Raw genomic sequence first — 12844 nt, 5'->3', positions numbered from 1 at the left:
CCTTAACGTTGTAAATCTGCATTTTTCTGACGCTATGCTATACCCATCAACTTAAGAAGTTTATAACACCCCCAGGCTGAAAATTCGTGTGTTTTTGACAGGAAACGGTTTGTTTTTCGTTTTGGGGCATTTCCTTTACTTAGCTTGATGGTGATAGGGAGAGAAACGTATACGTGAAAATTAACAAGTAGCGTAATATGAAAAAAGATTAGCATCTAAATAAGATGCTAATCAATACTACAAACAGAAGCGGAGCAATCTTCACAAGCAATTTCACATTTTAAAAATTGTAAATCATGAATTGTAATCTTTCCTTTATGAATAGAAATTGTACCCTTTTTTTTCAAATCATTTAACATTCGATTTACACTTTCACGCGAAGTTGCACAGAAATTAGCAAGTTCTTGATTCGTTAATGGTAAATCGATGAGAATTCCATTTTCTTTTAAAACACCATAACTATTTGTCATTCGTATGAGAGTAGAATATAGGGCACCTTTTTTGCCGTGTAATACTAAATCTCGAAACTTCGTTTGCATTCTTCTTAAATGTTCACTAATCCATTTCATAAATTCAAATACAAGTGCGGGCTTTTGGAGTAATGCTTTTTCTAACGCTTCACGCTTTATAACGCCTACTTCAACATCTTCAAGGCATTTTGAATTTAATAAATACTTCGCATTGTCCGTGAACAATGTTAATTCTCCGATAATGTCATATTCCGAACAAATCCGAAGTGTTAATTCTTGCCCGTCAGCACTTAGTTTACTAATTTGTACTTTTCCTGAGTGGACGATATAGAGTTCTGTCGCGTCCATACCTTCTTGAAAAATAAAACTTCCTTTTTTAATCTGCATTTTATATTCAACAGATGCAAGTAATTCCTTTAAATCTTGAGATAATGTCATACTGTTTGTCACAGCAATCACCTTTCTTCTTATAAGCAATACATTTCCTATTTTGAGTGTAAATATGCTGAAAATGCAAGAGCTATTTTAAAAATAATGTAAAATTTCAATGACCGTAAGGAGTAAGGGGATGGAGATGTGAACAAAATTCGAACAGATTTGTGAAGAATTTTTGAATGGGGAAAGTAATGTGAGAAAAGTCACATTGAATATGTCGCTTCTTTTTTATAATGAAGGCAAATAAAAAAATCGAAAGCTTACTAAGGATTTGAGCAGAAAAGAAGGGATATAGATGCACGAGAAAATGAAAGATTCTTTAGAACGGCCACTTCAAGATTTACGTATTTCAGTTATTGATCGTTGTAATTTTAGGTGCACATATTGTATGCCTGCTAAAGTGTTCGGACCTGATTACGCTTTTTTACAGGAAGAGTTTTTATTAACGTTCGATGAAATAGAAAGATTAGTAAGATTGTTTATAAGTATGGGAGCCCACAAAATAAGGCTTACTGGCGGTGAACCTTTATTGCGTAAAGACTTACCGAAGTTAATTGCAAGGCTTGCAAAGCTAGAAGGCCTAAAAGAAATTGGACTCACAACAAACGGAATTCATTTAGCAAAACAAGCTAAGGCGCTAAAAGACGCGGGATTAAAACGTGTAAATATTAGTTTAGATGCGATAGAGGACCACTTCTTCAAAAAAATTAACGGAAGAAACGTAAGTACAAAACCTGTACTGAAAGGAATTGAAGCAGCAAAGGCTGCTGGATTAGAAGTAAAAGTAAATATGGTCGTAAAAAAAGGAATGAATGATAGTCAAATTCTTCCTATGGCTCAGTATTTTAAAGAACAAGAAATACAGTTACGTTTCATTGAGTTTATGGATGTAGGCAGTACGAACGGATGGAACTTTGAACAAGTCATTACGAAGGAACAATTAATAGAGACGATTAATCGTGTATATCCGATAGAGCCCGTTAAGCCTAATTATTTTGGAGAAGTTGCGAAATTGTATCGATATATAGGGAGTGATGCCGAAGTTGGATTTATTACTTCAGTATCTGAGTCATTTTGTTCTTCTTGTACGCGAGCTCGTATTTCGGCAGATGGTAAGTTTTTTACGTGCCTATTTGGAACGGAAGGAACGGATTTGCGAACGCTTCTTCGAGAAAACATTTCTGATGCCTCACTACTAAAAATTCTCCAACATACATGGGAGTTTAGAACAGATCGATATTCAGATGAAAGAACTGCTGAAAGTACAAATAAACGTCCAAAAGTTGAAATGTCTTACATTGGTGGATAACGAAAGGAGGATTCCCTATGCAAGAGCGATATTCAAGGCAAGTATTGTTTTCTGGAATTGGTGAAAAGGGACAAAGAAAAATAAGAGAAAAACATGTGCTCTTAATCGGTGCGGGTGCACTAGGGGCTGCGAATGCAGAAGCGCTCGTTAGGATGGGAATTGGGAAATTGACAATTGTCGATCGTGACTATGTGGAATGGAGTAATTTACAGCGGCAACAGTTATATAGAGAAGAAGATGCACAGCAGTCTAAACCAAAAGCAATTGCAGCAGCAGAACATGTAAGAAAGATTAATTCTGAAGTGAAAATTATACCAGTTGTAACGGATGTCACAATGCAAGAAATAGAAGAGTTAACAAAAGGAGTGGATCTTATAATAGATGCGACTGACAATTTCGATACGCGCCTACTTATAAATGACATTTCACAAAAAGAAAATATAACTTGGATATATGGTGGCTGCATTGGAAGTTACGGTGTAACGTATACAATTTTTCCTGGGAAAACACCATGTTTTCGCTGTCTGATGGATCATCCTATGGGCGGTGCAACATGCGATACAGCCGGAATTATTCAGCCAGCTGTACAGATGGTTGTTGCTCACCAAGTAACAGAGGCGATAAAAATATTGGTGGATGATTTTGAGGCGCTGCGAGGAACAATGTTATCATTTGATATTTGGAACAATCAATATCTCTCATTAAAAGTAAATAGACAGAGAAAAAGTACATGTCCATCTTGCGGGGAATCACGAACGTATCCAAGTTTAACATTTGAAGCACAGATGAAAACGGAAGTGTTATGCGGACGGAATACCGTTCAAATACGTCCAGGAATAGAGGGAACTCTTAATTTAGAAGAAATACAAAAGCGCTTACAAAAAAATTTGGATGTCAAAAAAACACCATATTTATTATCGTTTCTTGTTGATGAATATCGTTTTGTTTTATTTACAGACGGTAGGGCATTTATTCATGGGACAAATGATGTGAAAATAGCAAAACGATTATATGCAAAATATATAGGATGAACAGAAAGAGAGTTGCTCCTTATTAAAACGAGGTGAAAAAGAATGTTAGAAAAACGTATACCAATTCCAGTGGCAGAAGCAGTTGCACGTGTAATGGAATATGCTCATCAAGGTGAAATAGAAAAGGTTTCTCTTATAGAAAGCTACGGTAGAACGCTTGGAGAAGATATTATTGCAGATCATGATGTTCCCCATTTTGATCGCTCTCCGTACGATGGATTTGCGATTCGAGCAGAAGATACAAAAGAAGCAAGTAGCAGTAACCCTGTTCAGTTTGAAGTGATTGGTGAAATTGGAGCCGGCTTTGTTTTTACAGAAGAAGTGAAACCATTTCAAGCTGTCCGTATTATGACAGGAGCGGCAATTCCAGCTGGGTGTAATGCTGTTGTTATGTTAGAGCTTACGGAAGGATTTGAAGAAAACGAAAAGACTTATATGGTATTAAAACGCTCTTTCTCTTCTGGTGATAACATTTCTTTTAAAGGAGAAGATGTAAAGGAAAATGCCATCCTTGTGAAAAAAGGGACTGTTATTAATCCTGGAGTAGTAGCTCTTCTTGCTACATTTGGTTATAGTACCGTACACGTTGTAAAACAGCCGGTTATTGGAATTGTAACGACAGGAAGCGAACTGCTTGAAGTACATGAACAATTAAAGCTAGGGAAGATTCGAAATAGTAACTCCTATATGATAGCTGCACAAATTGAACGAGCGGGCGGAGTTGTACAGTATTATGGACAATTCGCTGACGATTTTGAGACGTGTTATAACACTGTAAAAAAAGCGATAAAAGAAGTCGATATTTTAATTACAACTGGTGGTGTTTCAGTAGGAGACTATGACTATTTACCTGCTATTTATGAGAGATTACAAGCTAATGTACTTTTCAATAAAATAGCAATGCGACCAGGAAGTGTGACAACTGTAGCTGAGTTAGAAGGAAAACTATTATTTGGTCTATCTGGTAATCCTTCAGCTTGTTATGTCGGATGTGAATTATATGTTCGACCAGTCATTGGAACATACTTGCATAGGAAAAATCCGCACGTATATCGTGCAGAAGCAATTTTACAGAAAGACTTTCCGAAAGCAAATCCATTTACTCGTTTTGTAAGAGGGAGAGTAGAGATTGTAGATGGTCAATTACAAGTTACACCAGTTGGTTTAGATAAATCTAGCGCAATTTCTTCACTTGCAGAAGCGAATACATTTATCGTTCTGCCGGGAGGGACGAGAGGATTTGAAGCAGGAATAACTGTTTCGGTACTTTTATTAGAATCAAACGTCGGAAGTGAGTGGCCGTGGGAAGAACCACTTCGATCATACAAATAATAGAAAAATAGATTGCTAACTTATACGAAGATAAGAGGTGCAAGATGACACATACGTATTATGAAGTAATTGATACACCTATTTCAATTGAAGAAGTTACAAACAAAGTAATTCGTCGTGAGTGTGGTGCGGTTACTACTTTTATTGGTACTGTCAGAGAATTTACGAAAGGGCGTCGTACGCTGTATTTAGAGTATGTAGCTTATAAGACAATGGCGGAGAAACAGCTTGAGAGAATTGGTACCGAAGTAGGGGAGAAATGGCCTGGGACATATGTGACGATTACACATCGCATTGGTACATTACAAATTTCTGATTTGGCTGTTGTCGTCGCTGTTTCTACACCACACCGGAAAGCAGCCTATGAGGCGAATGAATATATTATGGAACGTATAAAACAAATTGTTCCAATTTGGAAGAAAGAGTTTTGGGAAGATGGTGAGTCTTGGATAGGTGATCAGTTAGAGAAGGTAGCATATGCAAATAGTGAGCCTGGAAAGGAGATGAGAATATGATTGAAGTACTATTATTTGCACATTTGCAAGAAGAAGTAAGTAAGCCAGCATTACACATAGATTGTGAAAATATTACGGTTGCTGAACTAAAGGAAGTCCTCATTAAGAAATACAACGTAGCGATTTCAGGTGAGATAATGGTCGCTATAAATGAAGAGTATGCAAATGAGGATGACATCATTCAAACTGGCGATATTGTAGCGATGATTCCGCCAGTAAGTGGTGGTTGATTCTTTTCAGCCTAATCATGTTAGGACGTGATTAGGCTGGAGGGAATGAATATAACTATGCATACATAGGAGGGAACAGGATGAAAAGTCCTAATTTTCAATTAAGCTTACAAACTTCTAATCTAGTTATCGGTTTTATGGTATGGGTCATTTTATCATCATTAATGCCTTATATTAAAACGGATATTCCATTAACTGCGGGACAAATTTCTATGGTAACAGCAGTACCAGTTATTTTAGGGTCTGTTCTTCGCATTCCAATTGGTTATTGGACAAATCGTTTCGGAGCAAGGAAATTATTCTTTATTAGTTTTATTCTATTATTATTTCCTGTCTTTTATATTAGTGTTGCCAATTCAATGATGGATTTAATTATTGGTGGCTTATTTGTAGGAATTGGTGGAGCTGTATTCTCTGTAGGGGTAACTTCTTTACCGAAATACTTTCCGAAAGAGAGTCACGGTTTTGTAAATGGTATTTACGGTGTCGGTAACGCTGGAACAGCAATTACTTCGTTCTTAGCACCAGTTATCGCAACTTCAGTTGGCTGGAGAACGACAGTACAGTGTTATTTAGTTTTACTTGCAGCGTTTGCACTTATGAACTTTTTATTAGGCGATCGTAAAGAGAAAAAGGTGAATACACCATTAATGGAACAAATAAAAGGTGTATATAAAAATGAAAAACTTTGGTTTTTATGTATCTTTTACTTTTTAACTTTCGGATCATTTGTCGCATTTACAGTATATTTACCAAACTTTTTAGTATCCCACTTCGGATTAGAGAAAGTAGATGCAGGTATGCGGACAGCCGGATTCATTGTATTAGCAACAATTATGCGTCCGATTGGCGGTTGGCTTGGGGATAAGTTTAATCCATTTAAAATATTAATCTTCGTGTTTATCGGTTTAACACTTTCAGGTATTATCTTATCATTTATGCCAAGTATGAATGTGTATACATTTGGCTGCCTACTAGTCGCATTTTGTGCAGGGATTGGTAATGGTACAATCTTCAAACTCGTTCCAATGTACTTCTCTGAACAAGCTGGTATTGTAAATGGACTCGTTTCAGCTTTAGGCGGACTAGGAGGATTCTTCCCACCATTAATTTTAACTTTACTATTCCAACTAACAGGCCATTATGCAATTGGATTTATGGCATTATCAGAAGTAGCACTTGCTTGTTTAATCATTACAGTATGGATGTATAGCCAAGAGAAACTGTTAGTGATGTTAAAGAATCATTAATCAGGAAAAAGAACCGTCCCAAAGTATTTTGGGATGGTTCTTTTAGTAATAGGCTTCAACATGTTTTTTATTGATATCTCAACAAACGCTTGTTTTCTAAAATAATGTGGTTTTAAAATGAAAAAAAGAAGGCTTATGGGATTTTATGTTAAAATATAGATGTCAGGTGTTATTCAATTAAAGGGCAGGTTAGTTAAAGAAAGTTTAAATTTCTTCCAAAGATCGAACTAATTTTTAACATACAAATATTTAATTGAATCGGGGTGTTTAGATGAAAAAATTATATAAGTCCACTCAAGATAAACAAGTATCAGGTGTATTAGGTGGTTTAAGTGATAAGTATGGAATTGATGTTAGTATCCTTCGTATAGTAACTGTATTATCAGCCTTTTTTTCTAGCGGATTTACAGTGTTACTTTATATAATAGCTGCAATTGTTTTGCCTACAGATAAAGATATTAAGAGATAAATGTATGAACTTAAATTTAATTCCACTATTGGGAACTTTGAAGGTACTAGTAGATAAAGGCACTCCGCCTCTTACACGTCTAGGGTTTTAGAAAAGGACTTCCACTGACGTGGTTCATAGAAGTAGGAGTGTCAATTATTTGTTTAATAATAAAAAGAACAAACGCCTCTAAAAAACATTTGTCCAAAGTAAATTTATAGTTAGATAATAGGTAGATTACGATTTATGTGTACGAGAAAGCTTTTTTATAAGTTTAGGAAATATAGATGTTAGTTCCTGCTTCATACGCTTCGTAAACGATGGATCTTTACCTGAAGTTGAAATCGTTACAACATATTCATCATATTGAATGACACCCGGTGTGTGAAACGATGATTTTGTACCATCACTTACAACGTTAACCCATTGAAAATCGTGGGCGGCCTGTTTGACCATCATATTTACAGCATGTTGATTTGTAGCTGCATAAATAAGGTGCGCATCTTTAATATCATCATTACTAAAAGTTTTTTGCTTCCAAGTAATATAAGGAAGTTCTTTCATTTCCTCGCAAATTTCTGGGCTGATAATGGTGACAAAAGCTCCTGTATCTTTTAAACCAGACGCTTTTCGATATGCAATTTTACCTCCACCAATGATAACGACCACTTTATTATGTAGATTAAACATAAGAGGGTACATGTTATACATACACACATTCCTCCATTCGTTCTAGTAATGTTAATTTCATATATGTATCAAACTGAAGGCAATTGCAAGTTGTAACGTGATCGTATTTTTTTGTATGCAACTTAATTTTTTGAAGCAATAATCCAGTAAAGAGAAGGTACGGCATGACATATACATGGGACGCAGTCGATGTTATAGTCTTGAGCTCAGCAGTAAAAGAGGGAGTTCCTTTCCTTAAAAATGAGCACGATACTGGCATACTGAGTTTTCGTTCGACAGCTGCTCCGATTTGTTGTAACTCATGTATCGGCTGTGAATCACTACTGCCTCGTCCTACGAGTAAAATACTACTACCTTGTATTGGCATGGCTTCACGTATTCTTTTCACTACAAGTGCCACCATATGTGGATGCGTACTAAAAGGTGGTACAACTGAAAATGTTATTTGTGGATAATTCTTTTGTAGTTGCTCTATCTCAAAAGGAATATCACGTTTATAATGAGCTGCTGCAAATAATAAAACAGGTACAACCATTATTTCAGTTGCTCCCTCCAGTATCGCTTCTGTAACTGCATCTTCAATGGTAGGTGTTGTTAGCTCTAGAAAAGCTATTTTTTGAATTCTTTCTTTACGTTCTTTCATAACAGATTGAATAAAGCGAATAAATTGTTCATTGCCTTCTTGCAGGCGACTGCCGTGTCCAACATATACAATTCCTTTCATTGTAGCACCAAATCTTTCATCATAATGATGTTTTGTAATTGCTCATCTACATGATGAAATCCGACTTTATTCGCATAGTGTAAAGTTGGAACGTCGGTATACGAGAAGGGAAGAGTAAGAATATCAATAAAGCCAAGTCGTTTTATTTCTGATAAAAATGTATCAATTGAGGCACGCCCTTCAAACACAATGCTATCCCATGAGAATTCAGAAAGTATACGAGAATGAACTTCATCGAAGCGATAATCAATAGTATACGCATGAGTCATCATATAGGATCCAGCACCAGTTTTCTCTTGAATAAAAGCAATTCGGTTAATATTTCGTCCTAAATAAACAGTTGGATCGGAAGAGAACTCTGCTTGTGTACTTAGTAGCCCATATTGCATCAGTTTTTCTTGAGTGGCACCGTTCATATACTGCAGTTTCGCCTGTAAGGAACGAATATCTTTATCGTGCTTACTACATGATCTCATCAATATTTCTACACTTTCAGTTGAACAAAATACAAGGCGGTCAACGCTAAAAATCTCATTGATTTGTTCAGGGGTTAATGTGTATTCTTTCTTTTTGAAAGTTGGAATTTGATATATTTCTGCACCGGACTCTTGTAACATTTGCTTTATTGCGCTTTCTTTATTTGTTGCAGATGCAAATAAAACTTTTTTACCATGTAATGGTTTACGTTCTTTCCAAGCGATTTGGTTACGCAAGGAAACGACATCACCAACAATCGTCATGGAAGGGTTAGAAATATTTTCGGTTTTGACGTTATGAACAATGGTTGCTAGAGTACCTGTGACAACGCGCTGCTTTCCAGTTGTACCCCATTCAATGACTGCTACTGGCGTATCGTCTTTTTTTCCTGCTTGTAGTAAGTTTTCGCAAATTGTAGGTAAGTTTTTTATACCCATGTAGTAGGCGATTGTGTCGCTATTGTGGGATGCATTATATGTTCCATGATCGGTTAAAGGACCTTTTGCATGCCCAGTTAGTAAAGTGACGCTATTACTGTAGTTACGGTGGGTGAGGGGGATGCCTGCATAGCTACTAGCGGCGATGCTAGATGTAATACCTGGTACAATTTCATATGGAATGTTCGCTGCTGCTAAAGTTTCTGCTTCTTCACCAACACGACCAAAAATAGATGGATCTCCGCCCTTTAATCGGACAACGATTTTTCCTTCTTTCGCAAATTGAAGAAGGTGGGCGTTAATCATTTCTTGTCGCATAGTATGATTCTTTGGCATTTTTCCGCAATAAATAAGGTCACAAGTTTCTTTTGTATAACTAAGAAAGAAAGGGTTTAATAAGCGATCATATAAGACGATATCTGCACGCTTTAAGCAATCTATCGCTTTCTTTGTAATAAGCCCTTCATCACCTGGCCCTGCACCAACTAAATATACATATCCGTTCTTCATATTCGCACCTCTTCTATTTTTATTTAAAAGGAAGCCAGAGGAGGCTTCCTTTCGTAAATTACATGTATATATAAATATCTCCGTCATTAACTTCTACTTCGTAAGTTTGAATACAGCCGTCATCAGGCTTTTGAACTTCACCTGTTAGTAATGAGATTTTCCAATCATGCAGTGGACAAAAGACGAATTCTCCAGATACAATTCCTTCTGCTAACGGTCCGTTTTTATGAGGACAACGATTTTCTACAGCTCGAATATCGCCAGTTGAAAGGCGGAATAGGGCAATAGACATATCTTTCATTTGCACCTCTTTACCGATTTGAATAGGAAGGTCTTCTGCACGCATAACTTTTATTTTTTCTTTCGTTTGTATCATATAGATCACAGCTCCTTATTTCACAGTTTCTACTTCATACATCGCTTTTAATGACTTCGTTTCTAGTGCTTGTCCCCATGCTTCCGTATATGTGCTACGAGCTGTTTGGAAGCGTTCATTTAGCGTAGTAACCATACTTGCATCTTGTAGTATTTCTTTTATGTGATCGAGACCTAAACGTTCTGTCCAGTAGGCAGTACGCTCTCCGTAAATACCAGTTTCACGATAATATTGCATATAAGCTGTTGCGATACGAAGGACATCATCTTCAGTAGGGACAATCATTACAAAATCAGCTTCGCGTACTTCCGTACCACCATTTCCGCCAATATAAAGTTGGTATCCATTTTCGACACATACAACGCCAAAATCTTTCGTCAGTACTTCCGCACAGTTACGCGGACAACCCGTTACACCCATCTTCATTTTATGAGGTGTATCTACCATTTCTAATGATTGTTCAAGGAGCATACCAAGTCCTAATGAATCTTTAGTACCGAAACGGCAGAAGCGAGAACCAACACATGATTTTACATTACGAAGCGATTTTGAATATGCATATCCCGAAGTCATATGTAAGTCAGCCCATACGTTAGGTAAATCTTGTTTCTTAACACCATATAAGCCAATGCGGCTCGCACCTGTAATTTTCACAAGAGGAACATCGTACTTTTTCGCAACTTCAGCAATTTTCATTAAATTATCTGCTGTTGTAACGCCACCGTACATACGTGGAATAACAGAGAAAGTACCATCGTGCTGGATGTTACCGTTCATTCTTTCATTAACGAAACGAGATGATTTATCGTCTGTATATTCTTCTGGAATCGCCATACGTAAATAATAGTTCAAAGCAGGACGACATTTCGAACAACCGTCTTCATGTACAAAACCAAGCACATTTCGTACTTCTTTTGGAGATTTTAAACCTTTCTCGTGAATGGCCGCTACGACTTCATCACGTGATAAAGTTGTACATCCGCACATACCAGCAGACTGCGCAGAAGCATCAAAAGCATCTCCGAGTGTATGAGATAAAACTTGTTCCACAAGCGGACGACATTTACCACAAGATCCTGCGGCTTTCGTGCAGCCTTTAACTTCTTCAAAAGTAGTTAACTCTTGCTCTAAAATGGCATGAACGATTGTACCTTTCGTAACACCATTACATCCACAAATCGTGTCATCCGCACTCATTGTAGCAACGTCAAGTTCACTTTCTTCACCAGCTTTGTGAAGAAGGGAAGCGGTTGTATATTCTTGTATATCTTCTTCTTTCTTTAACATGCTAAAGAGGCGTGTACCATCAGCTGTGTCACCATATAAAACGATACCGACGACTTTATTGTCGCGAATTAATACTTTCTTATAGGAACGTTTACATTCATCAAAGATTGATATTGCTTTTGTTTGATCATCTTCATAAATTTGTCCAGCAGAGAATAAATCACAACCTGCAACTTTTAATTGCGTACCGACGATACTGCCCGTATATCCATCAGTTTGTATTTTCGTTATATGTTTCGCTAATATTGCGCCTTGTTCATAAAGAGGAGCAACAAGTCCATATGCGATACCATCATGTTCCGCACATTCGCCAACTGCATAAATGGAGTCATCATTTGTTAGCATATAGTCATTGACTACAATGCCGCGATTTACAAGTAAACCAGCATCTTTTGCTATTTGCGTATTCGGGCGTATTCCGACAGCCATTACGATTAAATCACAATCTACAACTTCACCATCTTCAAATTGAATGCCCTCAACACGATCTGTACCAAGAATTTTTACAGTTTTCTTTTCCATTAGAAACTTCATGCCTTGTGCTTCTAAATCTTCACGCAATAGAGAAGCTGCTTTCGTATCTAGTTGTTGCTCCATTAGGCTAGGCATTAAATGAACAACATGTACGTCCATTCCTAAGTCAATTAGACCTCTTGCGGCTTCTAAACCGAGTAACCCGCCACCAATGACAACGGCCTTTTTCTTTTCTTTAGCGGTATCTATCATAAATTGTGTATCTTCAATAGTTCGAAATCCTGTTACACCAGGAAGTGTGGAACCTTCAACAGGTAAAATAAAAGCACTAGAACCTGTTGCGATAATGAGCTTGTCGTATGTAAGAGTATGATTTTTTTCTGTAGTAATAATTTTTTCTTCTCGGTTAATACTTTGAACTCTTTCGTTTATATACAAAGTTATTTCGTTTTCATCGTACCAACTATATTCATTCATAATGATATCTTGCATATTTGTTTTGCCTTGTAAAACATGAGAGAGCATAATACGGTTGTAGTTTGGATGTGGTTCATCTCCAAAAATAGTAATCTCATATGAATCACTATCATGTTTTAATATTTCTTCCATACAGCGTATGCCAGCCATACCATTTCCGACCATAACTAAACGTTTTTTCATTTTCATTTCCCCTTTTATGTGAAATGTTGAACAAAGGATTATATTTCTATTATAGAAAATCAAAAAAGGGGGAGATGTGATATTTATCACATTTTTATAATGATTCACAAATTGTTAAAATTCGGGTTAATGTGAAGGGGAGAAGTGTGGATGTTATTCACGTAATGAAAAAGCAGGACATGAGTAGAA

The 12844-nt window shown here is 36.7% G+C and carries 13 protein-coding genes; 7 read left to right on the top strand and 6 right to left on the bottom strand.

Annotated elements, in window-relative coordinates:
- Positions 1-227: 227 nt before the first annotated feature.
- Positions 228-920, bottom strand: a complete 693-nt coding sequence (locus ACXY7N_RS02180; RefSeq protein ID WP_000185192.1) for a Crp/Fnr family transcriptional regulator — start codon at positions 918-920, stop codon at positions 228-230.
- A gap of 280 nt (positions 921-1200) precedes the next feature.
- Between ACXY7N_RS02180 and moaA the strand changes: the two genes are divergently transcribed.
- From moaA to ACXY7N_RS02145, 7 genes are all read left to right on the top strand, one after another.
- Positions 1201-2214: a GTP 3',8-cyclase MoaA gene (gene moaA / locus ACXY7N_RS02175; protein WP_116363098.1), complete on the top strand. Its 1014-nt coding sequence runs from the start codon at positions 1201-1203 to the stop codon at positions 2212-2214.
- A gap of 17 nt (positions 2215-2231) precedes the next feature.
- Positions 2232-3245, top strand: coding sequence for a molybdopterin-synthase adenylyltransferase MoeB (locus ACXY7N_RS02170; protein ID WP_116363097.1), 1014 nt, complete (start codon positions 2232-2234; stop codon positions 3243-3245).
- A 42-nt stretch (positions 3246-3287) separates the two neighbouring features.
- Complete coding sequence (locus tag ACXY7N_RS02165; protein WP_016134285.1) at positions 3288-4577, top strand: molybdopterin molybdotransferase MoeA; 1290 nt, start codon at positions 3288-3290, stop codon at positions 4575-4577.
- Between the two features lie 44 nt (positions 4578-4621).
- Positions 4622-5092, top strand: coding sequence for a molybdopterin synthase catalytic subunit MoaE (gene moaE, locus ACXY7N_RS02160; protein ID WP_016088120.1), 471 nt, complete (start codon positions 4622-4624; stop codon positions 5090-5092).
- Positions 5089-5322 (top strand): molybdopterin converting factor subunit 1, encoded by a 234-nt coding sequence (gene moaD, locus ACXY7N_RS02155; protein WP_016088119.1) that lies wholly within the window; start codon positions 5089-5091, stop codon positions 5320-5322. The genes moaE and moaD overlap by 4 nt, the downstream gene beginning before the upstream one ends.
- 80 nt (positions 5323-5402) lie before the next feature.
- Positions 5403-6572 (top strand): nitrate transporter NarK, encoded by a 1170-nt coding sequence (narK, locus tag ACXY7N_RS02150; protein WP_088084268.1) that lies wholly within the window; start codon positions 5403-5405, stop codon positions 6570-6572.
- Between the two features lie 271 nt (positions 6573-6843).
- Positions 6844-7041, top strand: coding sequence for a PspC domain-containing protein (locus ACXY7N_RS02145; RefSeq protein ID WP_116363096.1), 198 nt, complete (start codon positions 6844-6846; stop codon positions 7039-7041).
- Positions 7042-7257: 216 nt separating this feature from the next.
- Here the strand turns inward: ACXY7N_RS02145 and ACXY7N_RS02140 are convergent, their stop codons facing one another.
- From ACXY7N_RS02140 to nirB, 5 genes are read right to left on the bottom strand one after another with little or no spacing between them, the layout of a single operon-like run.
- The gene (locus ACXY7N_RS02140; RefSeq protein WP_016088117.1) at positions 7258-7731 is read right to left on the bottom strand and encodes a precorrin-2 dehydrogenase; all 474 of its coding nucleotides are present in this window, start codon (positions 7729-7731) and stop codon (positions 7258-7260) included.
- Complete coding sequence (locus tag ACXY7N_RS02135) at positions 7724-8434, bottom strand: sirohydrochlorin chelatase (RefSeq protein ID WP_353811355.1); 711 nt, start codon at positions 8432-8434, stop codon at positions 7724-7726. Before ACXY7N_RS02135 ends, ACXY7N_RS02140 begins: the two co-directional genes overlap by 8 nt.
- Positions 8431-9858 (bottom strand): uroporphyrin-III C-methyltransferase, encoded by a 1428-nt coding sequence (locus ACXY7N_RS02130; protein ID WP_088084267.1) that lies wholly within the window; start codon positions 9856-9858, stop codon positions 8431-8433. The genes ACXY7N_RS02135 and ACXY7N_RS02130 overlap by 4 nt, the downstream gene beginning before the upstream one ends.
- A 58-nt stretch (positions 9859-9916) precedes the next feature.
- Complete coding sequence (gene nirD, locus ACXY7N_RS02125) at positions 9917-10234, bottom strand: nitrite reductase small subunit NirD (protein ID WP_016134290.1); 318 nt, start codon at positions 10232-10234, stop codon at positions 9917-9919.
- A gap of 15 nt (positions 10235-10249) precedes the next feature.
- Positions 10250-12655 carry an NADPH-nitrite reductase large subunit gene (gene nirB, locus ACXY7N_RS02120; RefSeq protein WP_016134291.1) on the bottom strand — a complete coding sequence of 802 codons (2406 nt, stop codon included), beginning with the start codon at positions 12653-12655 and terminating at the stop codon, positions 10250-10252.
- Positions 12656-12844: the final 189 nt, after the last annotated feature.

The sequence above is a fragment of the Bacillus sp. 5w2 genome, from assembly GCF_054353775.1.
The sequence above is the reverse complement of the archived record's forward strand: the minus strand, read 5'-3'. Positions and strand labels throughout refer to the sequence as shown.

Bases quoted from the DNA above. Each gene is read 5' to 3' on its own strand.
- ACXY7N_RS02165 (WP_016134285.1), top strand. From the start codon at position 3,288: ATGTTAGAAAAACGTATACCAATTCCAGTGGCAGAAGCAGTTGCACGT.
- narK (WP_088084268.1), top strand. From the start codon at position 5,403: ATGAAAAGTCCTAATTTTCAATTAAGCTTACAAACTTCTAATCTAGTT.
- ACXY7N_RS02130 (WP_088084267.1), bottom strand. From the start codon at position 9,858: ATGAAGAACGGATATGTATATTTAGTTGGTGCAGGGCCAGGTGATGAA.
- ACXY7N_RS02145 (WP_116363096.1), top strand. From the start codon at position 6,844: ATGAAAAAATTATATAAGTCCACTCAAGATAAACAAGTATCAGGTGTA.
- ACXY7N_RS02170 (WP_116363097.1), top strand. From the start codon at position 2,232: ATGCAAGAGCGATATTCAAGGCAAGTATTGTTTTCTGGAATTGGTGAA.
- moaE (WP_016088120.1), top strand. From the start codon at position 4,622: ATGACACATACGTATTATGAAGTAATTGATACACCTATTTCAATTGAA.
- moaA (WP_116363098.1), top strand. From the start codon at position 1,201: ATGCACGAGAAAATGAAAGATTCTTTAGAACGGCCACTTCAAGATTTA.
- nirD (WP_016134290.1), bottom strand. From the start codon at position 10,234: ATGATACAAACGAAAGAAAAAATAAAAGTTATGCGTGCAGAAGACCTT.
- ACXY7N_RS02140 (WP_016088117.1), bottom strand. From the start codon at position 7,731: ATGTATAACATGTACCCTCTTATGTTTAATCTACATAATAAAGTGGTC.
- nirB (WP_016134291.1), bottom strand. From the start codon at position 12,655: ATGAAAAAACGTTTAGTTATGGTCGGAAATGGTATGGCTGGCATACGC.
- moaD (WP_016088119.1), top strand. From the start codon at position 5,089: ATGATTGAAGTACTATTATTTGCACATTTGCAAGAAGAAGTAAGTAAG.
- ACXY7N_RS02135 (WP_353811355.1), bottom strand. From the start codon at position 8,434: ATGAAAGGAATTGTATATGTTGGACACGGCAGTCGCCTGCAAGAAGGC.